Here is a 20,973-nt window from a genome sequence, read left to right as displayed (position 1 = left end):
CCATGCACCGCAGACACCTGCTGCTGGCCGCCAGCGCCGCCGCCCTGGCCAGCGCGGCGGGCAACGTTCACGCCCAGTCCGCCGACGCGCCGCTGCGCATCGTCGTGCCCTACGCCGCCGGCGGCTCCAGCGACCGGGCCGCGCGCCTGGTGGCCGACCGCCTGGGCCCCAGGCTGGGCCAGACCGTGCTGGTGGAGAACCGCACCGGCGCCGGCGGCCGCCTGGCGGCGCAGCAGCTGAGGAACGCGCCCGCCAACCAGAACGTGCTGCTGCTGGCCAACCCGGCCATCATGGTGGTGGCGCCGCTGGTGTTCAAAGACGCCGGCTACGACCCCGACAAGGACTTCCAGCCCGTGTCGCAGGTGACCGAGTACGAATTCGGCCTGGCCGTGGCCTCGGCCGTGCCGGTCAAGGAGCTGTCGCACCTGCTGGCCTGGCTGCGCGTCAACCCGGCGCAGGCCAACTTCGGCGTGCCGGCCACCGGCAGCCTGCCGCATTTCTTTGCGCTGATGACGGGCGAGAAGGCCGCGGTGAAGGCGCAGGTGGTGGGCTACCGCGGCTCGGCGCCGCTGATCAGCGATCTCATCGGCGGCCAACTGCCGGTGGCCTTCGACACCTTCGACACCCTGCTGCCGCAGCACGAGGGCGGCAAGATCCGCATCCTGGCCAGCTCGGGCGCCAAGCGCTCGCAATTCGCCAAGGACATCCCGACGTACAAGGAATCCGGCCTGGACCTGGTGGCCACGGGCTGGAACGCCTTCTTCGCCCCCGCCGCCATGCCGGCGGCGCAGGTGCAGCGCCTGTCCACCGCCATCCGCGAGGTGATGAGCGAGCCCGACCTGCAGCACAAGTTCGTCGACGCCAGGATGACCCCCGTGGCCAGTACGGCGGCGCAGACGGCGACCATGCTGAAAACCTACCGCGCGCAATGGGCGCCGGTGGTGCGCCAGTCGGGCTACCAGCCGTGACGGGGCATGCGCCGATCACTATGAAAACATGAGCTGTTTGCGCCCGTCACACCTACATTTCATACACTTTTCTCTTGAAATCAATCGTGGACGGGCGCAAGCCACTATAAAAACCAAAGCAACCTGCAACGCCATGACCTTCGCTTCCCGCCCTCTCTTCTCCACCCGCTTCGCCCCCGCCGCCTGCCGCGCCGTGGTGGCCGCCGGCCTGGCCCTGCTGGCCGGTGCCGCCGCCGCGCAGGCCTACCCGGCCAAGCAGATCAGCTTCGTCAACAACTTTCCACCCGGCGGGCCGTCGGACATGATCGCGCGCTCGGTGGCCGACGTGCTGCAGAAGCGCTTCAGTCAGCCGGTGGTGGTCGAGAACAAGCCCGGCGCCGCCGGCAACATCGGCGCCACCCAGGTGGCGCGCAGCAAGCCCGACGGCTACACCGTGCTGATCGGCATCGACACCACCTTCACCGTCAACCCGCACATCTACAAGGGCATGCCGTTCAAGCCGGCCGACTTCCGCCCCATCATGGTGATGGCCTCGTCGGGCCTGCTGGTGGGCGCGCACCCGTCCACCGGCTTCAAGACCATGGCCGATCTGGTGGCCGCCGGCAAGGGCAAGGGCGTCACCTTCAGCTCGGCCGGCGCCGGAAGCCCCGGCCACCTGGCTGCCGAGCTGTTCCACGAGGCCACGGGCATGAAGATCACCCACGTGCCGTACAAGGGCAACACGCCCGCCGTCACCGCCATCCTGAGCGGCGAGGTCAACGGCGGCGTGCTGGCCACGCCCGGCCTGCTGCCGCACGTGAAGGCCGGCAAGGTCACGGCGCTGGCCGTCACCAGCCGCCAGCGCTCCACCCTGGCGCCCGAAGTGCCCACCGTGGCCGAGGCCGGCCACAAGGGCCTGGAGCAGGAAGTGCTCTACATCGCCATGGTGCCCGCCGCCACGCCCGATGCCGTGGTGCAGACGCTGGAAAAAGCCTTTGCCGAGGCGCTGGCCCAGCCCGAGGTGAAGCAGCGCCTGGCCAACCTGGACCTGTTCTACGAAGGCCTGACCGGCGCCGACGCCGTGCGCCGCCTGGCCGACCTGTCGCTGCGCTATGGCAAGGTCATCCAGGCCACTGGCATGAAGGTCGAATAAGCTATCATTTCAATAGCTGCTTGCGCTTGATGCACGGGCGCTGGAGGCCAAAATGACCACAAACCCCAAACGCCCCAACTTCATCTACATCGTCGCGGACGACCTGGGCTTTGCCGACCTGGGTTGCTACGGCGGGCGCGATGCCGCCTTCGGCCCCGTCTCGCCCGTGCTCGACCGGCTGGCCGCCGCGGGCGTCAAGTTCACGCAGGGCTACAGCAACTCGCCCGTGTGCTCGCCCACGCGCTTCGGCCTCATCACCGCGCGCTACCAGTACCGCCTGCGCGGCGCGGCCGAGGAACCGATCAGCAGCAAAAGCAAGGGCAGCACCACCCTGGGCCTGCCGCCCGAGCACCCCACCCTGCCCTCGCTGCTGAAGGACGCCGGCTACCGCACGGCGCTGATGGGCAAATGGCACCTGGGCTATCCGCCGGTGTTCGGGCCGCTCAAATCAGGCTACGAGGAATTCTTCGGCCCCATCTCGGGCGGGGTCGACTACTTCACCCACTGCAGTAACAACGGCACGCACGATTTGTACCTGGGCGATGCCGAGCACCACGAAGAAGGCTATCTGACCGACCTGATCACCGACCGCTCGGTCGACTACATCCAGCGCATGGCGGCGGGTGCGCGCGGCGATGCGCCGTTTTTCCTCAGCGTGCACTACACCGCGCCGCACTGGCCGTGGGAAACGCGCGACGACGCCGCGCTGGCCGAAGAGCTGAAGGACAACCTGTTCCACCTGCACGGCGGCAACATCCACACCTACCGCCGCATGATCCACCACATGGACGAAGGCATCGGCAAGCTGGTCGACACGCTGCGCGCCGAGGGCCTGCTGGACGACACGCTGATCGTCTTCACCAGCGACAACGGCGGCGAGCGCTTTTCCGACAACTGGCCGCTGGTGGGCGGCAAGATGGATCTGACGGAAGGCGGCATCCGCGTGCCCTGGATCGCCCACTGGCCCGCCCGCATCGCCCCCGGCGGCGTGAGCGCGCAGCCGTGCATAACGATGGACTGGTCAGCCACCATGCTCGATGCCGCCAGCGTGGCCGCGCACCCGGAGTACCCGCTCGACGGCGTCACGCTGCTGCCGGTGCTGGGCGATGCGGCGCAGCGCTTCGACCGCCCGCTGTTCTGGCGCATGAACCACCGCGGCCAGCGCGCGCACCGCGACGGCGACTGGAAGTACCTGCGCGTGGACGGCCACGACTACCTGTTCAACCTGCCGCAGGACGAGCGCGAGCGCGCCAACCTGGCGGCGCGCGAGCCCGCCCGCCTGGCCGCGCTGCGCGACGCGTGGGAGCACTGGAACGCCAGCATGCCCGCCATCCCGCCCGATGCCACCATCAGCCTGGGTTACGGCGCCAAGGACATGCCGCAGCGTTGACGCGTGGCGCGCTACGGCTCAGGCATCGGTGTTTCAGCGCGCCGACGGCGGGCGCACCTGGGCCGGGATCGGCTCGGTGCCGGGTTCGTAGCGCGGGCGTGGCGTCGGGCGCGGCATGCCGAACGGGCCGCCGCCCCAGCCGGGCGAATACTCGCCATGGCCGGGGCGCGGGTAGCGGTGCGGCGGGCGCGGATAGGGCGCCACCGGCGCATAGGGCTGCACCACCACGATGTCGGCCGGCGGCGGCTGGCCGCAGGCCAGGGCGGCGTTGTGGCGCGCGGTGCGGATTTCCTCCTCGCTGGCCGAGAAGCTGCCGGCGCGGAAGGCCGCCTCGGCGCGCGCGGCGCGGCAGGCTTCGGAATCGGCCGGCGATGCGGGCGGGCGGGCCGCCTCCTGCACGCGGGCGGCGTCCAGGCGCTGCTGCTCGCGCTGCAGGGTCAGCTCTTCGCGCCGCAGGGCCTGCTCGCGCGCGGCGGCGGCGCTTTCGGCGTCGCGGCGCTGCTCTTCGGCTGTGCGCGGCGGCACCACCAGCTGGCCGCCCTGGCAGGGCTGGTCGGTGTACAGCGTCTTGCCGGTGGCCGGGTCGGTGCAGCGGATGGCCTGCGCGCTGGCCAGCAGTGGCAAGCTCAGCAGGGCGGCCAGCAGAACAGTGCGGTTCATGGGTTGCCTTTCGGATTCAGCGCGATGCAGGGGCATCGTAACTTCACTACAACGCCCGCGGCCCCCGGCACGCCGACGGGCGCCGGCGCCTGAGCGCGCGCGCCGCTGCCGTACCATCACGCCCCATGCCGCCCCGCATCCAGCACATGCTCCCTTTCCTGCGCTGGCCGCGCCCGTCGGCCGCCCTGCTGCGGGGCGAGGCGATGGCCGGCCTCACGGTCGGCCTGATGGTGATTCCGCAGGGCGTGGCCTATGCCCAGCTGGCGGGCATGCCGCTGGTGACGGGCATCTACGCCTCGATGCTGCCGGCGCTGGTGGCGGTGCTGTTCTCGGCCTCGGCGCGGCTGTCGGTGGGGCCGACGGCGCTGACCAGCCTGCTGATCTACGCCTCGCTCAGCCCGCTGGCCGCGCCGGCCAGCCCCGAGTGGGTGGAGCTGGCGGTGTGGCTGGCGCTGCTGTCGGGCGGGCTGCAGGTGGTGCTGGGCGCGGCGCGCTTCGGCTGGCTGCTGAATCTGGTGAATTCGCCGGTGCTGATGGCCTTCACGCAGGCGGCGGCGGTGCTCATCATCAGCTCGCAGCTGCCGGCGCTGCTGGGCTTTCGCGTCGGCTGGGCCGAGATGCTGAGCGCACCGTCCATCGACGCGCTGGCCGCCGCTTTCGGGCTGGCGGCGCTGGCGCTGCTGGTGCTGGCGCGGCGCTGGCGGCCGACCTTTCCCACGGTGCTGGTCATCGTGGTGGCGGCGGCGGCGCTGAGCTGGGCCCTGGGCCATGAGTCGCGCGGCGGCGCCGTGGTCGGGCCGCTGCCGGGCGGGCTGCCGGCGGCCTACATCCCCGGCTGGCCGGGCTGGCAGATGCTGGGTCAGCTGCTGCTGCCCACGCTGGTGATCACGCTGGTGAGCTTTCTGGAAACGGCCGCCAGCGCCAAGGTGGACAGCCAGCGCAAGGGCGAGCGCTGGGACCAGGACCAGGACCTGATAGGCCAGGGGCTGGCCAAGATCGCATCGGGCTTCTCGGGCGCGTTCGCCACCAGCTCGTCGTTCTCGCGCTCGGCGCTCAACCTGTACGCCGGCGCGCAAACCGGCTGGGCCACGGTGTTCTCGGTGGTGGTGGTGCTGGTGGCGCTGCTGGTGTTCACGCCGGTGCTGCGGCACGTGCCGCAGGCGGTGCTGGCGGCCATCGTGGTGGCGGCGGTGGTGGGGCTGCTGAAGCCGCGCGAGTTCGTGCGGCTGTGGCACATCTCGCGCGTCGAGGCGGTCATCGCCGCCATCACCTTCGGCATCACCATCGTCGCCGCGCCGGCGCTGTACTGGGGCGTGCTGTCGGGCGTGCTGATGGCACTGTCGTACTTTCTGTACCAGCGGCTGCACCCGCGCATCATCGAGGTCGGCCTGCACGCCGACGGCAGCCTGCGCGACCGCCAGCTGTGGGCGCTGCCAGCGCTGGCGCCGCACACCTACGCGCTGCGCATGGACGCGGGGCTGGACTTCGCCACCGCCAGCCAGTTCGAGCGCAACGTGACCGAGTACCTGACGGCGCACCCCCACACGCGCCACGTGTGCCTGTTCGCGCACGCCATCAACCGCATGGACGCCACCGGCGCCGAGGCCTTTGCGCGGCTGGTCAGCCAGCTGCACCAGCGGCGGGTGACGCTGCACCTGGCCGGCATGAAGCTGCCGGTGGAGAAGATGCTGCAGGCCGCCGGCACGCTGGTGCCGCACCCGCTGCTGCACACCTACCGCACCGACGCCGAGGCGCTGGCGGCGCTGCGGGCGATTGCCGACGAGCAGCGCGCCGAGCCGGCGGATCTGGCGGCGCTGGTGATCTGATCGGCAGATCAGGGGAGTATGCGTGTCTTGCGCCCGACTGGCGGGCGCTGGGTGCTACATCAACAGGGAGTATGCAGTCACCAACGATGTGGGAGCGGGCTCGCCCGCGATGGCAGCGCATCCGCCACAGCAAGCGCTGCCTCGCGGGCAAGCCCGCTCCCACAGAACTGTCGGCCGATCAGCCGACAAGGGAAAACAGGGGAGTATGTGTGTTTTGCGCCTAACTGGCGGGCGCTGGCGGCCATCCTATGAGGGAGTATCTGCCTTCAAGCCCAGCCGGCGCTCAGGTATGCCCCACGATGCTCGCCGTCGCCATCAGCTCTTCCAGCAGCGCCAGCGACACTTTGCCCGACACGCTGTACGGGTCGAGCACGGCGCGCTCCGAATACTTCAGCAGCACGCTGGCGTTGACGCGGCTGGCATCCACCAGGCCCATGGTCCAGCCGCCGAAGCGGCGCTCCACGATTTCCTCGTAGTGCAGCAGCACCACGTCCTTGTGCCGCGCATCTCGCTGGATGGTGCCGTACAGGTCGCTCACGGCCTGGCGCCCGCCCTCCATGCCATGCATGAACACGCCGCCGCCATACACCAGGATGCCGGTGATGCCGCTTTCGTGGTTGTGCTGGCGGGCGGAGGTGAGGATGGCCTCGATGGCGGCGGGCGACGCGTCGACGGCGCGGCTGGCGTACAGAAGGCGAACTAGCATTTTCAAATCTCCACGGCGCCATGCGCCAGTCGAATCACGTCCAACGCCGAGAGCCAGCCGGCCGCGGAGCAGGCCACGCCAGCGAACGCCGTGGACGGACCTGCGCCGGCCACTGGCGTTGTCCCCCTGGAGGGGGAAGGCGCGCAGCGACTCAGGGGGTGTTTCATTTCCGGGGAATGAGCGACAGGAATTCGCGCCGCAGGTTGGCGTCCTTCAGGAACACGCCGCGCATGACCGAGTTGATCATCTTGCTGTCGAGGTCCTTCACGCCGCGCCAGGCCACGCAGTAGTGCGTCGCCTCCATCACGATGGCCAGGCCGTCGGGCTTGGTCTTGTTCTGGATCAGGTCGGCCAACTGCACCACCGCCTCTTCCTGGATCTGCGGGCGGCCCATGATCCATTCGGCCACGCGGGCGTACTTGGACAGGCCGATGACGTTGGTGTGCTCGTTGGGCAGCACGCCGATCCACAGCGTGCCGATGACCGGGCAGAAGTGGTGGCTGCAGGCCGAACGCACGGTGATGGGGCCGACGATCATCAGCTCGTTCAGCCGTTCGGCGTTGGGAAACTCGGTGATCGCCGGCGGCTTGACGTAGCGGCCCTTGAACACCTCATTGACATACATCTTGGCCACGCGCCGCGCCGTGTCCTTGGTGTTGTGGTCGCGCGCGGTGTCGATCACCAGGCTGTCGAGCACGCCTTCCATCTTCTGCGTGACTTCGTCGAGCAGCTTTTCCAGCTCGCCGGGTTCGATGAATTCCGAGATGTTGTCGTTGGCGTTGAAGCGCTTGCGCGCCGCCTGCAGACGCTCGCGAATCTTGACCGAGACGGGCGTGCCCTCGTCATCGGCCGCGCTCGGCGCCACGGGGAGATCAGGTTGAGGTTTCATGGGCGAAGCGATGGTATCAGCAAAGCATCCGAGTCGAATCGGTCCGTTGTCGCCGACCGCATTGCGCAGGCAGCTATTTTTTATGTAGCACTCGCGCCGGGCAGGTTGAACTCGGCAATCAGCGGCAGATGGTCCGACATGCGGCTCCACACCCGGCCGCGTGGCGCCTGCAGGCTCAGCGGGCGCAGGCCGCGGGCATAGATGTGGTCGAGTTGCGCCACCGGCAGGCGCGAGGGGTAGGTCAGCGTGCGCGGACCTTCGAAGGCGTGCAGCGAATCCACGTTCAGCAAGGTTCGCACACGCGTGCCCCAGTCGTTGAAATCGCCCGCCACCACCAGCGGTGCACCCGGCGGCACCTCGCGGGCGATGTAGGCCTTGAGGCGCGCGGTCTGACGCACGCGGCTGGCTGGAATCAAGCCGAAATGCACCACGATGGCATGCACGCTGACACCGGCCACCAGCAGCTCGGCATGCAGCAGGCCGCGCTGCTCGAAGCGGTGGTCCGACACGTCCTCGTGCTTGCAGGCGATGATGGGCCAACGCGACAGCAGGGCGTTGCCATGCTCGCCGTGCTTGGTCACCGCGTTGGTGCGGTAGGCCGCCTCGTAGCCTTCGGGCGCCAGGAACTCGGCCTGCGGCAGCTCGGGCCAGCCGGTGAAGTAGCTGGCCTCCTTGCGGTTGGCGGCGCGCACCTCCTGCAGGCACACGATGTCGGCGTCCAGCGTCTCGATGGCCAGCGCCAGGTTGTGGATCTCCAGCCGGCGCGCCGGCCCCATGCCCTGCACGCCCTTGTGGATGTTGTAGGTGGCCACGCGCAGCACGTCGTGCGGGCCGAAGGTGGAATCCAGGCTCATGCGCACACCTCGGCCGCAAAGCGCGGCAGCAGCAGGCAGGCTTCGGCGTTCGAGGGCGAGAAGCAGCGGTCGGCCGCGGCGCGCCACGGAAGCCAGGCGAACTGCGTGTGCTCGCGCGGGTTCAGGCGCACCGCCACGCCCTCGGGTACGCACAGGCCGAACACGTGCTCGCGGTTGCGCGTCACGCCCGGTGCGTAGCGGTGACGCCAGCGCGGGTAGATGTCGTACACGTTCTCGATGGCCCAGTCGTGCAGGGTGCAAGCGGCATCGGCCGCGTCAATGCCGGTTTCCTCCAGCACCTCGCGCGCGGCGGTCTGCGCGAAGGGTTCATCGATATGGTCCTTGCTGCCGGTGACGGATTGCCAGTAGTCGGCCGCGGTGTCGGCGCGGCGGATCAGCAGCACATTCAGCGCGGCGGTGTGCACGACCACCAGCACCGATTCGGGAATCTTGAACGCCGGGGCAGCGGATGTGGTGGGCATGGCCGCGTCCACGTTCAGCCGCGCGACGGCGCCGCCCGCCTTCAGCCCAGCTGGCGCAGCACCCTGTTGACCAGGGGCTGCACGCGCCTGAACATCTGCCAGCCCGACCACACGCGCAGCCCCAGGTTCATGGCCGCACGCGGACGCACCAGTATGGCGCCCACCACGGCCGAGCCGGCCAGCAAGGCCAGCGCATGGCTCTTGCGCGCGCTTTGCACGCTGCGCACGCCGCCGCGCACGCGGTCGGTGGCATGGAAGACCGGGCGGAACACCGCCGTGCGCACCGCAATCTGCTCGCGCAACTGGGCCGAACGCAGGCGCAGCTGCTCGCGCCGCACGGCCAGGTCGACGGCGGGCTCGTCGCTCATGAGGCGCGCAGCCTTTCCTGGTCGCGCCGCAGTTCGTCGCGCGTGGCGCCGAACATGCGAAAGCCCTGCCTGGCCTTCTGCCAGGCCAGCAGCGCCAGCACGGCACCGCCACCGAGGAACAGCGTGGTGAACACGCCCAGCGCCAGCAGGCGCTGCGAATCCCACAGCAGCACGGTGAGGAAGATGGCCAGAAAGATCAGCCCGAAGCTGACGAACACCACCGCCAGCGCCCCCATCACCGCCATGCGGGCCAGGCGCGACAGCTCGTCGCGTGCCTCGACCGTGAACAGCTCGAAGCGGACCTGCGCCAGTTCGATGACGTCGGCAAACAGGCCGCGCACGCGCGCGGCGGTGCTGGCGTCGGCAGAGGGCAGGCTCATGACGGGATCAGGCGCAGTGGCGAGCGTTCGGAACAGGTCAACGGCGACCCAGCAGCACGCCGATCAGCAGGCCCAGCGCGGCGGCGGCGCCGATGGACGACCAGGGGTTGTCGTGCACGTATTCGTCGGTGTATTCGGCGGCCTGGCGGGCACGAGCGCGCAGGGCAGCATCGGCGTCGGCCAGCTTCTCGCGGGCCAGGTGCAGGTTTTCCTTGGCGCGGGCGCGCAGCTCGGTGATCTTGGTGTCGGTCTGGCCGGCCGTGGCGGCCAGCAGGTCTTCGGCATCGGACACCACGCGGCGCAGGTTGGCGACGAGTTGCTCTTTGGTTTCGGAGGCCGATTCGGCCAGGTCAGAGTAGGACATGGTGTTCTCCAGTGGATGAAAAATGATCGTAACAGAGGCCTTGGACCACCCGCGTAGGACGGCGCCGAAAGCACCCCATCCAGGCATGCGCGCAGTCCGAAGGCCGTGGAACAGGCCGGCCAGCGAACGCCGCGGACCGACCTGCGCCGGCCGCTGGCATTGCCCCCCTTCGCGCGGCAAGAAGGGTGAAGCGGCGTCCGCCGCTCAGGGGGATGTCACGCTACCGGATTGCGCAGGCGGATGTGCAGTTCGCGCAACTGCTTCTCGTCCACCGGGCTGGGCGCCTGCGTCAGCAGGCACTGCGCGCGCTGGGTCTTGGGGAAGGCGATGACGTCGCGGATCGACTCGGCCTTGGTCATCAGCGTGACCAGGCGGTCCAGCCCGAAGGCCAGCCCGCCGTGCGGCGGCGCGCCGTACTGCAGCGCATCCAGCAGGAAGCCGAACTTGGCCTGCGCTTCCTCGGGCCCGATCTTGAGCGCCGAGAACACCTTGCTCTGCACCTCGGCGCGGTGGATACGCACCGAGCCGCCGCCCAGCTCCCAGCCGTTGAGCACCATGTCGTAGGCCTTGGCCATGCACTTGCCGGGGTCGGAATCCATGTAGTCCTCGTGGCCATCCTTCGGGCTGGTGAAGGGGTGGTGCATGGCGTTCCAGCGGTTCTCGTCCTCGTCGAACTCGAACATCGGGAAGTCGACCACCCACAGCGGCGCCCAGCGGTCCTCGAACAGGCCGGCCTTCTTCGCAAACTCGCCGTGGCCGATCTTCAGGCGCAGCGCACCGATGGCGTCGTTGACCACCTTGGCCTTGTCGGCGCCGAAGAACAGGATGTCGCCGTTGGCCGCGCCGCTGCGCTTGAGGATTTCGGCAATCGCCGCATCGTGCAGGTTCTTGACGATGGGCGACTGCAGGCCGTCGCGGCCCTTGGCCACGTCGTTGACCTTGATCCACGCCAGGCCCTTGGCGCCGTAGATCTTGACGAACTCGGTGAAGCCGTCGATCTCGCCGCGGCTCATCTCGCTGCCGCCCGGCACGCGCAGCGCGACCACGCGGCCGCCCGGCGTGCTGGCCGGGCCGCTGAAGACCTTGAAGTCGACGTCGGCCATCAAGTCGGTCAGCTCGGTGAATTCGAGCTTGACGCGCAGATCGGGCTTGTCGGAGCCGAAGCGGTGCATGGCCTCGGCGAAGGGCATCACCGGGAACTCGCCCAGGTCCACGCCCAGCGCCTGCTGGAAGACGTGCGCGATCATGCGCTGGAACAGGTCGCGGATTTCCTGCTCGCCGAGGAACGAGGTCTCGATGTCGATCTGCGTGAACTCGGGCTGGCGGTCGGCGCGCAGGTCTTCGTCACGGAAGCACTTGGTGATCTGGTAGTAGCGGTCGTAGCCGGCCACCATCAGCAACTGCTTGAACAGCTGCGGCGACTGCGGCAGCGCGAAGAAGTGGCCGTCGTGCACGCGGCTGGGGACCAGGTAGTCGCGCGCGCCCTCGGGCGTGCTCTTGGTGAGCATGGGCGTCTCGATGTCGATGAAGCCGTGCTCGTCGAGGAACTTGCGCGCCTCCATGGCCACGCGGTAGCGCAGCATCAGGTTGTTCTGCATGTAGGGGCGGCGCAGGTCGAGCACGCGGTGCGTCAGGCGCGTGGTCTCGCTCAGGTTGTCGTCGTCGAGCTGGAACGGCGGCGTGACCGAGGCGTTGAGCACCGTCAGCTCGTGGCACAGCACCTCGATCTTGCCGCTCTTGAGGTTGTCGTTGGTGGTGCCCTCGGGCCGCGCGCGCACCAGGCCGGTGATCTGCACGCAGAACTCGTTGCGCAGGTCTTCGGCGATCTTGAACATCTCGGGGCGGTCGGGGTCGCACACCACCTGCACGTAGCCCTCGCGGTCGCGCAGGTCGACGAAGATCACGCCGCCGTGGTCGCGCCGGCGGTTGACCCAGCCGCACAGGGTCACGGTCTGGCCGGTCAGTGCCTCGGTGACGAGGCCGCAGTAATGGGAACGCATGGACATGGCTGGCTTTCGAAAAGAATGTTCAGGGTTCGGGCCGGGCGGCCGCGGCCTCCGGCAAGGTGGTGGCGGCATCAGGCGCCGCCGGGGGCGTTGCAGCGGGCGGATGCAGCGGCCCCGTGACACCCGGCACCTGGGGCGCGGGCACGGGATCGCCGGGGCGCGGCTCGCGCAGCGGCGGCACCACGACGCCCATGGAGATGATGTACTTGAGCGCCTCGTCGACCGACATCTTGAGCTCCACCACGTCGGCGCGCGGCACCATGAGGAAGAAGCCCGAAGTCGGGTTGGGCGTGGTCGGCACGTAGACGCTGATGTAGTCGCCGTCGAGATGGCGCGCCACCTCGCCGCCGGGCTTGCCGGTCAGGAAGGCGATGGTCCAGGCGCCCTGACGCGGGTACTGGATGAGCAGCGCCTTCGAGAACGCCTGCCCCGAGCCGGAGAACAGCGTGTCCGACACCTGCTTGACGCTGGAGTAGATGCTGCGCACCACCGGAATGCGGTGCATCAGCCGCTCCCACTGGCGCAGCCACCACTGGCCGAACATGTTGGCCACGAACAGGCCCGTGCTCACCACCACCACCGCCACCAGGATCACCCCCAGGCCGGGGATGCGGCGCAACTGGTCGGCCAGCGGCGTGAGGCCGGGCACCACCGCCTCGACCGCCGCCAGCACCCCCAGGAAGATGCTGTCCAGGATGCCGACCAGCCACAGCAGCACCCACACCGTGACGCCCACGGGCAACCACACCAGCAGGCCGGTGATGAAGTATTGCCGCAGGCGGGACATCATGGGATGGGGTGGTGCGACGCGGCGATCAGCTGCCGGCGCTGCCGCTGCCGGAGCTGCCGCCCGAGCCCGGCGCCGGGCTGGCCGCGGGGGCCGGCGCGGGCGCCGGGGCATCGGACTTGACGGCACCATCGGCCGCAGCGGCCGTGCCGGCGCCGGCACTGGCGCCCTTGCCGCCGTCGCGGAAGTCGGTGACGTACCAGCCCGAACCCTTGAGCTGGAAGCCCGCGGCCGTGAGCTGCTTGCTGAACGCGGATTCGCCGCAGGACGGGCACACCGTCAGCGGGGCGTCGGAGATCTTCTGCAGCACATCCTTGGCAAAGCCGCAGGATGCGCACTTGTACGCGTAGATGGGCATGGCGGGAGCATCCGGGAAAAAACCCTCAATTATAGGTGCCGCCCCTCGATTCGACGGCGCCCGGCCGCGCCCCTGCCCCCGCGTCAGACCGCGCTGCCGGCCGGGCTGCCTTCGTAATGGTGGGTGTGCCCCTTGTGGTCGGCCACGAACTGCGGCGCCAGCGAGCCGCCCACCATGCCGGTGATGGCCGCCAGCACGCCGGCCAGCTGCTGCGGGAAGGCTTCGTGCAGCATCGGGCTGGCCACCCACAGCAGCCACACGCCGAGGCCCATCACCACCGCCAGCAGCGCGCCCTGGGTGGTGGCGCGCTTCCAGTACACCCCGAACGCCAGCGGCACGAAGGCGCCGACCAGCGGCACCTGGTAGGCGCCGGCCACCAGTTCGTAGATGGACGAGCCCTCCATGGTGATGGAGTAGACCAGCACGCACACAGTGAACACCAGCACGCTGATGCGCATGGCCTTCAGCGTCTGCTGGTCGCTCATGCCGGGGCGCAGGTTGCGCAGGATGTTCTCGACGAAGGTGGTCGAAGGCGCCAGCATGGTGGCCGAGGCGGTGGACATGATGGCCGACAGCAGCGCGCCGAAGAAGGCCACCTGCAGCAGCACCGGCATGTGCTCCAGCACCAGCGTGGGCAGCACGCGCTGCGGGTCGTCGGCCAGCATGCCCTGGGTCTCGGGCAACACCATCAGCGCGGCCAGCACGATGAACATGGGCACGAAGGCGAACAGGATGTAGAGCGAGCCGCCGATGATGGGCCCGCGCACCGCGGTGTCCTCGTCCTTGGATGACATGACGCGCTGGAACACGTCCTGCTGCGGCACCGAGCCCAGCATCATGGTGATGGCGGCGCCGATGAAGAACAGCCACTCCTTCAGCCCGCCGGTGGGCAGGAACTGGAACTTGCCCTCGCGCGCCGCGTAGTCGATCACCTTGTCGGCGCCGCCGGCCATGCTGCTGGCGTACCAGGCAATGGCCAGCAGGCCGACGGTGATGACGATCATCTGTACGAAGTCGGTCAGCGCCACCGACCACATGCCGCCGTACAGTGTGTAGACCAGCACCACCAGCGTGCCGATGGTCATGCCCCAGGCCAGCGAGATGGCGCCCTGGCTGAGCAGGTTGAACACCAGCCCCAGCGCCGTCACCTGCGCGCCCACCCAGCCGAGGTAGCTGAAGATGATGATGATCGAACACAGCACCTCGATCAGCGTGCCGTAGCGCTGGCGGTAGTAGTCGCCGATGGTGATGATGTTGCGCCGGTACAGCTTGCGCGCGAAGAAGAAGCCCACCAGGATCAGGCACATGCCGGCGCCGAACGGGTCTTCGACGATGCCGCCCAGGTTCTCCTTGACGAACTGGCCGGGCACGCCCAGCACCGTCTCGGAGCCGAACCAGGTGGCGAAGGTGGTGGCGATGACCACCGCCAGCGGCAGGCTGCGGCCCGCCACGGCGTAGTCGGCCGTGTTCTTCACCCGCGTGGCGGCGTACAGGCCGATGGCGATCGACGCCATCAGGTACAGGACGATGAAGCTGATCAGCACGGCCTTCCCCCTCCGCTGGTGTGGCTCGAAAAACGGCGGATTATCCCCTGATCGCCCCGCGGCGCGCGCCGTTGGGAGACAGGCGGCGGCCAAGTGTTGGATAAATCAAAAAAAAGAGCTTCTGGCGCTTTTCCATCAAGGGTTTCAGGTTCATTTCAACCTGAAAACCTTTGCGGACGAGCGCAAGCAGCTACGATTTTGATTGCGGCCCTGGTGGCTAGAACAGCCGCACGCGCACCACGATCTGCATCACGATCAGCCCCAGCGCGAAGCCGATGCCGCCGTAGACGATCTTCTGCAGCAGGCTGTTGGTGCGCTGCTGCTCGCGCACCAGCTCGCGCAGCTCCTGCCGCAGATCGTCCATCGGCCGCTGCTGCAGGTAGCCGTGCAGCAGGCGCGGCAGGTCGGGCAGCATCTTGGCGTAATACGGCGCCTGGTCCTTCAGTTCGGTCCAGAAGCGGCGCGGGCCGATCTGCTCGAGCATCCACTTCTCTAAAAACGGCTTGGCCGTGGACCACAGGTCCAGGTCGGGGTCGAGCTGGCGGCCCAGGCCTTCCACGTTCAGCAGCGTCTTCTGCAGCAGCACCAGTTGCGGCTGGATGACGACGTTGAAGCGGCGCGAGATCTGGAACAGCCGCAGCAGCACCATGCCGAGCGAGATGTCCTTCAGCGGCCGGTCGAAGTACGGCTCGCACACGCTGCGGATGCCGGCCTCCAGCTCGTCGATGCGCGTGTCGGCCGGCACCCAGCCGCTTTCGACGTGCAGCTCGGCCACGCGCTTGTAATCGCGGCGGAAGAAGGCGGCGAAGTTCTGCGCCAGGTATTCCTTGTCGACCTGCGTCAGCGTGCCGACGATGCCGAAGTCCACCGAGATGTAGCGCCCGAAGGTGGCCGGCTCCACGCTGACCATGATGTTGCCCGGGTGCATGTCGGCATGGAAGAAGCCGTCGCGGAACACCTGGGTGAAGAAGATGGTGACGCCGTCGCGCGCCAGCTTGGGGATGTCGACGCCGGCGGCGCGCAGGCGCTCGATCTGGTTGACGGGCACGCCCTTCATGCGCTCCATCACCAGCACCTCGGGGCGGATCATGTCCCAGAACATCTCGGGGATCAGCACCAGCCCCACGTCGGCCATGTTGCGCCGCAGCTGCGCGGCGCTGGCGGCCTCGCGCACCAGGTCCAGCTCGTCGTGCAGGTACTTGTCGAACTCGGCCGCCACCTCGCGCGGCTTCAGGCGCCGGCCATCGGGCGCCAGGCGTTCCACCCAGCCGGCCATCATGCGGATCAGCGCCAGATCCTGGTCGATCACCTTCAGCATGCCGGGGCGCAGCACCTTGACGGCGACTTCGCGCTCGCGGCCGTGCTTGTCGGTGGTGATGGCGAAGTGCACCTGCGCGATCGAGGCGCTGGCCACCGGCGCGCGGTCGAAGCTGGTGAACAGCGCGTCGATCGGCTGGCCGAAGGCGCGCTCGATGATCACCACCGCCTCGTCGCCGGGAAAGGGCGGCACGCGGTCCTGCAGCAGCGCCAGTTCGTCGGCGATGTCGGCCGGCAGCAGATCGCGCCGGGTCGACAGCACCTGGCCGAACTTGACGAAGATGGGGCCCAGGCGCTCCAGCGCCTCGCGCAGGCGCTGCCCGCGCGGGGCCGACAGGTCGCGCCCGATGGAAGCGATGCGCGCGATCAGCCGCAACCACGGATGGCGGAAGCTGGTCAGCACCAGCTCGTCCAGCCCGTAGCGCAGGGCCACCCACACGATGGTGGTGGCGCGCAGAAAACGCCTCATGAACCGGCCTTGTCCTGACCGGGCAGCTTGCCGACGAAGTTGCGCAGGGCCTGCGCCATGCCGCGGCCGATGTTGGCGATGGTGTGGGCCGGCGCGTCACCGATGAAACGCGACAGGTCTTCCTCGGCGTCCCAGCGCACGTGCTCGATCAGCCAGTTCACCTCGCCGGCGAACTGCACGTCGCCCTCGATGCGCACGCCGGGCTTGTCGCCCTTGAGGGCGTTCTTCGCCAGGTCGAACGGCGAGGTGTCGGTGACGGTGAGCAGCAGGTCGGGCGTGGCCGCCGGTGCCAGCTCCCACAGCCCGGCCGGCGTGGCCGCCAGCTGCATGCTGAAATCGCGCCACTGCAGGCGCACCACGCGCCCTTTCTGGCGCGCCAGACGCGCCTGCGCCTCGGGCTCCTGCATCAGCACGTGGTTCAGGAACAGCACCAGGCGCTGCTGCGCCTCGTCGACCAGCCAGGTGGGGGCCTTGAGGTTCTCGGTGAGCTTGCCGAGGGCGTCGGCCAGCATGGAAAAGGGGGACTGTGTTGCCATGGTGTCCGATTATTGATGACAAATGACCGCGCTTCGCGCGCTGACGTCGCCGCCACGCGGCGTCAATGACAAAAGGAAAAGGCCCGCGATCAGCGGGCCTTTGTGATCATGGCGCGCAGCGCCGTCATCGATGCCGCGCAGCGGCAAGGTCATGCCGGGCCGGCAGGCCCGGCGGTCATTGCAGCGCCTGCACCCCGGCCACCAGCCAGCCGCCACGGCCGCTGCGCGGCTTGGTCATGTTCCAGACCTCGCGGAACGGGCTCGGGCCGGCGGAGGGCTCTTCGCGGATCATGCCGCTGAACTCGACGCTGGCCATGTAGGCGTCATCCAGTTCCTCGATGCCCAGCAGCTGCGCCTCCAGCATCACCACGTCGGTCTTGTTGACCTGGCCCGGCGTGGCGGTGCGCTCGCGCTCGGCCAACTGCGACTGGATCTCGGTCAGCATGTCGTCGGTCATCATGGCGCGCAGGGCCGGGATGTCGGAGCGGTCCCAGGCGTCCTGCAGGGTGATGAAGTTGCGCTTGGCGGCCTCGGTGAAGCCGGCGATGTCGAAGTCGGCCGGCACGCCCCAGCTTTGCGAGCCGCTCAGGGCCGAGCCGATCATCGAGCCGCCCGCTGCACCGGCGGCGCCGGCGTCGAACTGCGCCGCCTGGCCTTCCCAGGGGCGGGCCGAGGCGTCGTTGCCGACCTTGGTGGGGTTGTACTGGCGCGGCGTGACCGGGTTGGCCGCACCGGCGCCCTGATAAGCCAGCCCCTGGCCCTGGGCGCCCGCACGCGAGCGGCGGATCATGCCGATGACGGCCAGGATCACCACGCCCAGCAGCATGAACAGCAGGAAGTTGGCGAACGCCGGGCCCAGGCCGAGCGAATGCGCCAGCCAAGCCAGGCCCAGGCCGGCGGCCAGGCCACCGACCATGGCGCCCCAGGGCTTGCGCGCGGCGGCGCCAGCGGCTGCGGTGCCGGCGCCAGCCGCGCCCGCGGTGGCGGCCGATTGCGACGGGTTGCCCGGTGCCGCGGCGGGCGGCGTGGCCTGGCGCTGCGTCACATTGCTGGACTGGCGGCCCATGGATTTGCCGCCACCCAAGCGCCGCGCCTCGGCATCGAACGTGAACACGCCGACCAACACGACTGCGAGCAGCAGCGTGAAGAGACGCGAAGCAATGTGACTCAGTTTCATCCGACGAAATCTCCTGTGATCAATAAAGGTTGGACTGGACCAGACGATTTATAAGGCCTAACTGCATTTGAGGCCAACATGAAGCGCTACAACCCCCGCCGTCATGTTGTGGAAATCGACATGGCCGAAGCCGTTGGACTTCATCAGCGCTTTTAGTTCCTGCTGATTGGGGTGCATGCGGATGGATTCGGCCAGGTAGCGGTAGCTCTCGGCGTCGCCGGCCACCAGGCTGCCCAGGCGCGGCAGCACCTTGAAGGAATACAGGTCGTAGGCCTTGCGCAGCGGCCCGGCGACCTGCGAGAACTCCAGCACCAGCAGCTTGCCGCCGGGCTTCAGCACGCGGGCCATTTCGCGCAGGGCGGCGTCCTTGTGGGTCATGTTGCGCAGGCCGAAGGCGACGCTGACGGCGTCGAAGTGGCCGTCCGGGAACGGCAGCTTCTCGGCGTCGCACACGGTGGTGGGCAGGATCACGCCGGCATCCAGCAGGCGGTCGCGCCCGGTGCGCAGCATGGCTTCGTTGATGTCGGTGTGCACCACCTGGCCGGTGCGGCCCACCTTCTTGCTGAAGGCCAGCGCCAGATCGCCCGTGCCGCCGGCGATGTCGAGCACGCGCTGGCCCTCGCGCAGGTTCGCCACCATCACGGTGTAGGCCTTCCAGGCGCGGTGCAGCCCGCCCGACATGAGGTCGTTCATCAGGTCGTACTTGCCGGCGACCGAATCGAACACGCCACGCACGCGGCGCGCCTTGTCCTGCTCGTCGACCGACTGGTAACCGAAATGCGTGGTGGCCATGGTGGTGTGAATCCTCAGGTGCCCGGAAATATCAGTGAAAAACGGCTTTTGCGCTGATGCAGAAAGCGCTGACAGCTATCAAAACATGAGTAACCGGCGCAGCGGTCAATGCGCCCCGCAGGCACCGCCGGCCTTGGGCGCCATGAGCGCGTCGCGGTCCACGCCGGCGGCGGCCAGGCGCTCTTCGTACTGCTGCCACAGCTGCTGCTGCTGCGCGCCCAGGTGGTACAGGTAGTCCCAGGTGAAGATGCCGCTGTCGTGCCCGTCCGAGAAGGTGGGTTGCACGGCGTAGTTGCCCACCGGCGCGATGGCGGTGATGCCGACCTCGCGCTTGCCGGTCTGCAGCACCTCCTGCCCCGGGCCGTGGCCCTGTACCTCGGCCGAGGGCGAATAGATGCGCAGCAGCTCGAACGGGATGCTGAAGTGCGCGCCGTCGGGCCAGGCCAGCTCCAGCACGCGCGACTTGGCGTGCACGGTCAGGTTCTGGGGCGGGGGGTGCAGCGGTGCAGACGTGGTCATGGCAATCAAGCGGAAGACAAGCGCCCGATTGTGCCCGCACCCCGTGCCCGCGCCGCCAGCGGCGTCCTACGTGCCCCTGCGCAGCGCACAGTTATAGTGGCTGCCGCCATGAACACCCCTGCCCTGCAACGCGCCGTCTTCCTTCTGCTGCTGGCGGGCAGCACGCTGGCGTTTCTGTGGGTGCTGACGCCGTTCTTCGGCGCCGTGTTCTGGGCCATCGCCCTGGCGATGCTGTTCAACCCGCTGTTCCAGCGCCTGCGCCGGCGCCTGGGCGGGCGCGCCAACCTGGCGGCGCTGCTCACGCTGCTGATCGCGCTGGTGATCGTGATCCTGCCCATGATCATGGTGGCCGGCTCGCTGGTGGACGACATGACCTCCATCGTGCAGCGCATGCGCGCGGGCGACATCAACCTGCGCACCTATTTCAACCAGATCGTGGCGGCGCTGCCGGGCTGGGCCACGGCCTGGCTGGAGCGGCTGGGCTTTCTCAACCTCGAAAGCGTCATCGACCGCATCTCCAGCGGCCTGCTGCAGGGCGGCCAGCTGGTGGCCACGCGTGCGCTGGCCATCGGGCAGAACACCTTCCAGTTCCTGGTGCAGTTCGCGGTGATGCTGTATCTGCTGTTCTTTCTGCTGCGCGACGGCATGCCGCTGGCGCGGCTGCTGCGCACCTCGGCACCGCTGGCGCCAGGCCACACGCGCTACCTGCTGCAGAAGTTCGCCACCGTGGTGCGCGCCACCGTCAAGGGCAACGTGGTGGTGGCCGTGGTGCAGGGCGCGCTGGGCGGCCTGGCGCTGTGGGCGCTGGGCATTGGCGGCGCGGTGTTCTGGGGCGTGGTGATGGCGTTCCTGTCGCTGCTGCCGGCCGTGGGCGCGGCGCTGGTGTGGGCGCCCGTGGCCATCTACCTGCTGGCCACCGGCGCGGTGTGGCAAGGCGTGGCGCTGATCGTCTGGGGCGTGGTGGTGATCGGCCTGTCGGACAACGTGCTGCGCCCCATCCTGGTGGGCAAGGACACCAAGCTGCCCGACTACGTGGTGCTCATCACCACGCTGGGCGGCATGTCGCTGTTCGGCATCAACGGCTTCGTCATCGGCCCCACCATCGCCGCCATGTTCATGGCCTGCTGGGCACTGTTCCAGAGCGGCGACGAGATTCCGCCGGATGACGACGAGGACGAGGACGATGAGGACGGGTTGAATGACGGCGCAGGCCGCCGCGTGGTGCACGCGGCGCCGATGACCATGCCGGGGCCGCTCGCGCCGCCGGCCGTGGCGCCCGCCGCCGAGCCGCCGCCGCGCGACACCGGCCCCGACACCGTGCCGCTGGACCGCCCGGCGGACGAACGGCCAGCCTGAGCATGGCGGCGCACGCGCCGTCGGCCGCCATTAGAAGAAAACAAGGGGAGTATGCGCCGTTTGCGCCCGATTGACGGGCGCTGTCAGCTGGAT

24 protein-coding genes are annotated in these 20,973 nt (G+C 68.9%); 6 read left to right on the top strand and 18 right to left on the bottom strand.

Annotated features, from left to right (window positions below):
- Positions 1-2 precede the first annotated feature (2 nt).
- The 3 genes from ACFSCU_RS05665 to ACFSCU_RS05655 all read left to right on the top strand — a co-directional run bounded on the left by ACFSCU_RS05665 (position 3) and on the right by ACFSCU_RS05655 (position 3,490).
- Positions 3-968: a tripartite tricarboxylate transporter substrate-binding protein gene (locus tag ACFSCU_RS05665; RefSeq protein WP_377560127.1), complete on the top strand. Its 966-nt coding sequence runs from the start codon at positions 3-5 to the stop codon at positions 966-968.
- Between the two features lie 133 nt (positions 969-1,101).
- A complete protein-coding gene (locus tag ACFSCU_RS05660) occupies positions 1,102-2,100 on the top strand; it encodes a Bug family tripartite tricarboxylate transporter substrate binding protein (RefSeq protein WP_180550881.1) in 999 nt (332 codons plus the stop codon).
- 52 nt (positions 2,101-2,152) lie between these two features.
- On the top strand, positions 2,153-3,490 hold the full coding sequence (locus tag ACFSCU_RS05655; RefSeq protein WP_180550880.1) for a sulfatase family protein: 1,338 nt from the start codon (positions 2,153-2,155) through the stop codon (positions 3,488-3,490).
- A gap of 33 nt (positions 3,491-3,523) precedes the next feature.
- On the opposite strand, the gene ACFSCU_RS05650 is transcribed toward ACFSCU_RS05655, so the two are convergent.
- Positions 3,524-4,150, bottom strand: a complete 627-nt coding sequence (locus ACFSCU_RS05650) for a DUF4124 domain-containing protein (RefSeq protein WP_180550879.1) — start codon at positions 4,148-4,150, stop codon at positions 3,524-3,526.
- Between the two features lie 125 nt (positions 4,151-4,275).
- On the opposite strand from ACFSCU_RS05650, the gene ACFSCU_RS05645 reads away from it, so the two are divergent.
- A complete protein-coding gene (locus ACFSCU_RS05645) occupies positions 4,276-5,976 on the top strand; it encodes a SulP family inorganic anion transporter (protein ID WP_180550878.1) in 1,701 nt (566 codons plus the stop codon).
- 283 nt (positions 5,977-6,259) lie between these two features.
- On the opposite strand, the gene ACFSCU_RS05640 is transcribed toward ACFSCU_RS05645, so the two are convergent.
- The 11 genes from ACFSCU_RS05640 to ACFSCU_RS05590 form a co-directional block, all read right to left on the bottom strand.
- Complete coding sequence (locus ACFSCU_RS05640) at positions 6,260-6,682, bottom strand: BLUF domain-containing protein (RefSeq protein WP_180550877.1); 423 nt, start codon at positions 6,680-6,682, stop codon at positions 6,260-6,262.
- A gap of 163 nt (positions 6,683-6,845) precedes the next feature.
- Positions 6,846-7,571, bottom strand: coding sequence for a GTP cyclohydrolase I (folE, locus tag ACFSCU_RS05635; RefSeq protein ID WP_180550876.1), 726 nt, complete (start codon positions 7,569-7,571; stop codon positions 6,846-6,848).
- 80 nt (positions 7,572-7,651) lie between these two features.
- On the bottom strand, positions 7,652-8,425 hold the full coding sequence (locus ACFSCU_RS05630; protein ID WP_180550875.1) for an endonuclease/exonuclease/phosphatase family protein: 774 nt from the start codon (positions 8,423-8,425) through the stop codon (positions 7,652-7,654).
- Complete coding sequence (gene nudB / locus ACFSCU_RS05625) at positions 8,422-8,907, bottom strand: dihydroneopterin triphosphate diphosphatase (RefSeq protein ID WP_180550874.1); 486 nt, start codon at positions 8,905-8,907, stop codon at positions 8,422-8,424. The genes ACFSCU_RS05630 and nudB overlap by 4 nt, the downstream gene beginning before the upstream one ends.
- A 41-nt stretch (positions 8,908-8,948) precedes the next feature.
- Positions 8,949-9,275 (bottom strand): YqjK family protein, encoded by a 327-nt coding sequence (locus ACFSCU_RS05620; RefSeq protein ID WP_180550873.1) that lies wholly within the window; start codon positions 9,273-9,275, stop codon positions 8,949-8,951.
- Entirely contained in the window at positions 9,272-9,655 is a 384-nt protein-coding gene (locus tag ACFSCU_RS05615) for a phage holin family protein (protein WP_180550872.1), read from the bottom strand. The genes ACFSCU_RS05620 and ACFSCU_RS05615 overlap by 4 nt, the downstream gene beginning before the upstream one ends.
- Before the next feature lie 37 nt (positions 9,656-9,692).
- Positions 9,693-10,019 carry an ElaB/YgaM/YqjD family protein gene (locus ACFSCU_RS05610; RefSeq protein ID WP_180550871.1) on the bottom strand — a complete coding sequence of 109 codons (327 nt, stop codon included), beginning with the start codon at positions 10,017-10,019 and terminating at the stop codon, positions 9,693-9,695.
- Positions 10,020-10,234: 215 nt separating this feature from the next.
- A complete protein-coding gene (gene aspS, locus ACFSCU_RS05605; protein ID WP_180550870.1) occupies positions 10,235-12,025 on the bottom strand; it encodes an aspartate--tRNA ligase in 1,791 nt (596 codons plus the stop codon).
- A gap of 22 nt (positions 12,026-12,047) precedes the next feature.
- The gene (locus ACFSCU_RS05600) at positions 12,048-12,815 is read right to left on the bottom strand and encodes a DUF502 domain-containing protein (protein WP_180550869.1); all 768 of its coding nucleotides are present in this window, start codon (positions 12,813-12,815) and stop codon (positions 12,048-12,050) included.
- A 25-nt stretch (positions 12,816-12,840) separates the two neighbouring features.
- Positions 12,841-13,170, bottom strand: a complete 330-nt coding sequence (locus ACFSCU_RS05595) for an FmdB family zinc ribbon protein (RefSeq protein WP_180550868.1) — start codon at positions 13,168-13,170, stop codon at positions 12,841-12,843.
- 83 nt (positions 13,171-13,253) lie between these two features.
- Positions 13,254-14,714: a high affinity choline transporter 1 gene (locus tag ACFSCU_RS05590; protein WP_180550867.1), complete on the bottom strand. Its 1,461-nt coding sequence runs from the start codon at positions 14,712-14,714 to the stop codon at positions 13,254-13,256.
- Between ACFSCU_RS05590 and ACFSCU_RS05585 the strand changes: the two genes are divergently transcribed.
- On the top strand, positions 14,698-14,916 hold the full coding sequence (locus ACFSCU_RS05585; protein ID WP_377560126.1) for a hypothetical protein: 219 nt from the start codon (positions 14,698-14,700) through the stop codon (positions 14,914-14,916). The genes ACFSCU_RS05590 and ACFSCU_RS05585 overlap by 17 nt on opposite strands.
- 15 nt (positions 14,917-14,931) lie before the next feature.
- Here the strand turns inward: ACFSCU_RS05585 and ubiB are convergent, their stop codons facing one another.
- The 6 genes from ubiB to ACFSCU_RS05555 form a co-directional block, all read right to left on the bottom strand.
- Positions 14,932-16,500, bottom strand: a complete 1,569-nt coding sequence (gene ubiB, locus ACFSCU_RS05580; RefSeq protein ID WP_180550866.1) for a ubiquinone biosynthesis regulatory protein kinase UbiB — start codon at positions 16,498-16,500, stop codon at positions 14,932-14,934.
- Complete coding sequence (locus ACFSCU_RS05575) at positions 16,497-17,036, bottom strand: ubiquinone biosynthesis accessory factor UbiJ (RefSeq protein WP_180550865.1); 540 nt, start codon at positions 17,034-17,036, stop codon at positions 16,497-16,499. Before ACFSCU_RS05575 ends, ubiB begins: the two co-directional genes overlap by 4 nt.
- 9 nt (positions 17,037-17,045) lie before the next feature.
- Entirely contained in the window at positions 17,046-17,189 is a 144-nt protein-coding gene (locus ACFSCU_RS05570) for a hypothetical protein (protein ID WP_377560125.1), read from the bottom strand.
- Between the two features lie 22 nt (positions 17,190-17,211).
- Positions 17,212-18,213: a Tim44 domain-containing protein gene (locus ACFSCU_RS05565; RefSeq protein WP_180550864.1), complete on the bottom strand. Its 1,002-nt coding sequence runs from the start codon at positions 18,211-18,213 to the stop codon at positions 17,212-17,214.
- 57 nt (positions 18,214-18,270) lie between these two features.
- Positions 18,271-19,005: a bifunctional demethylmenaquinone methyltransferase/2-methoxy-6-polyprenyl-1,4-benzoquinol methylase UbiE gene (gene ubiE / locus ACFSCU_RS05560; protein WP_180550863.1), complete on the bottom strand. Its 735-nt coding sequence runs from the start codon at positions 19,003-19,005 to the stop codon at positions 18,271-18,273.
- Between the two features lie 105 nt (positions 19,006-19,110).
- Complete coding sequence (locus tag ACFSCU_RS05555; RefSeq protein ID WP_377560124.1) at positions 19,111-19,524, bottom strand: gamma-butyrobetaine hydroxylase family protein; 414 nt, start codon at positions 19,522-19,524, stop codon at positions 19,111-19,113.
- 108 nt (positions 19,525-19,632) lie between these two features.
- On the opposite strand from ACFSCU_RS05555, the gene ACFSCU_RS05550 reads away from it, so the two are divergent.
- Complete coding sequence (locus tag ACFSCU_RS05550) at positions 19,633-20,880, top strand: AI-2E family transporter (RefSeq protein ID WP_257645794.1); 1,248 nt, start codon at positions 19,633-19,635, stop codon at positions 20,878-20,880.
- Positions 20,881-20,973: the final 93 nt, after the last annotated feature.

The sequence above is a fragment of the Ottowia beijingensis genome, from assembly GCF_042680925.1.
Taxonomy (GTDB): domain Bacteria; phylum Pseudomonadota; class Gammaproteobacteria; order Burkholderiales; family Burkholderiaceae_C; genus Ottowia; species Ottowia beijingensis.
Note: the sequence above shows the minus strand (reverse complement) of the source record. Positions and strands in the feature narration are given on the sequence as shown.

Bases quoted from the DNA above. Each gene is read 5' to 3' on its own strand.
- ACFSCU_RS05665 (WP_377560127.1), top strand. From the start codon at position 3: ATGCACCGCAGACACCTGCTGCTGGCCGCCAGCGCCGCCGCCCTGGCC.
- ACFSCU_RS05660 (WP_180550881.1), top strand. From the start codon at position 1,102: ATGACCTTCGCTTCCCGCCCTCTCTTCTCCACCCGCTTCGCCCCCGCC.
- ACFSCU_RS05655 (WP_180550880.1), top strand. From the start codon at position 2,153: ATGACCACAAACCCCAAACGCCCCAACTTCATCTACATCGTCGCGGAC.
- ACFSCU_RS05650 (WP_180550879.1), bottom strand. From the start codon at position 4,150: ATGAACCGCACTGTTCTGCTGGCCGCCCTGCTGAGCTTGCCACTGCTG.
- ACFSCU_RS05645 (WP_180550878.1), top strand. From the start codon at position 4,276: ATGCCGCCCCGCATCCAGCACATGCTCCCTTTCCTGCGCTGGCCGCGC.
- ACFSCU_RS05640 (WP_180550877.1), bottom strand. From the start codon at position 6,682: ATGCTAGTTCGCCTTCTGTACGCCAGCCGCGCCGTCGACGCGTCGCCC.
- folE (WP_180550876.1), bottom strand. From the start codon at position 7,571: ATGAAACCTCAACCTGATCTCCCCGTGGCGCCGAGCGCGGCCGATGAC.
- ACFSCU_RS05630 (WP_180550875.1), bottom strand. From the start codon at position 8,425: ATGAGCCTGGATTCCACCTTCGGCCCGCACGACGTGCTGCGCGTGGCC.
- nudB (WP_180550874.1), bottom strand. From the start codon at position 8,907: ATGCCCACCACATCCGCTGCCCCGGCGTTCAAGATTCCCGAATCGGTG.
- ACFSCU_RS05620 (WP_180550873.1), bottom strand. From the start codon at position 9,275: ATGAGCGACGAGCCCGCCGTCGACCTGGCCGTGCGGCGCGAGCAGCTG.
- ACFSCU_RS05615 (WP_180550872.1), bottom strand. From the start codon at position 9,655: ATGAGCCTGCCCTCTGCCGACGCCAGCACCGCCGCGCGCGTGCGCGGC.
- ACFSCU_RS05610 (WP_180550871.1), bottom strand. From the start codon at position 10,019: ATGTCCTACTCTGACCTGGCCGAATCGGCCTCCGAAACCAAAGAGCAA.
- aspS (WP_180550870.1), bottom strand. From the start codon at position 12,025: ATGTCCATGCGTTCCCATTACTGCGGCCTCGTCACCGAGGCACTGACC.
- ACFSCU_RS05600 (WP_180550869.1), bottom strand. From the start codon at position 12,815: ATGATGTCCCGCCTGCGGCAATACTTCATCACCGGCCTGCTGGTGTGG.
- ACFSCU_RS05595 (WP_180550868.1), bottom strand. From the start codon at position 13,170: ATGCCCATCTACGCGTACAAGTGCGCATCCTGCGGCTTTGCCAAGGAT.
- ACFSCU_RS05585 (WP_377560126.1), top strand. From the start codon at position 14,698: ATGAAGCTGATCAGCACGGCCTTCCCCCTCCGCTGGTGTGGCTCGAAA.
- ubiB (WP_180550866.1), bottom strand. From the start codon at position 16,500: ATGAGGCGTTTTCTGCGCGCCACCACCATCGTGTGGGTGGCCCTGCGC.
- ACFSCU_RS05575 (WP_180550865.1), bottom strand. From the start codon at position 17,036: ATGGCAACACAGTCCCCCTTTTCCATGCTGGCCGACGCCCTCGGCAAG.
- ACFSCU_RS05570 (WP_377560125.1), bottom strand. From the start codon at position 17,189: ATGACCTTGCCGCTGCGCGGCATCGATGACGGCGCTGCGCGCCATGAT.
- ACFSCU_RS05565 (WP_180550864.1), bottom strand. From the start codon at position 18,213: ATGAAACTGAGTCACATTGCTTCGCGTCTCTTCACGCTGCTGCTCGCA.
- ubiE (WP_180550863.1), bottom strand. From the start codon at position 19,005: ATGGCCACCACGCATTTCGGTTACCAGTCGGTCGACGAGCAGGACAAG.
- ACFSCU_RS05555 (WP_377560124.1), bottom strand. From the start codon at position 19,524: ATGACCACGTCTGCACCGCTGCACCCCCCGCCCCAGAACCTGACCGTG.
- ACFSCU_RS05550 (WP_257645794.1), top strand. From the start codon at position 19,633: ATGAACACCCCTGCCCTGCAACGCGCCGTCTTCCTTCTGCTGCTGGCG.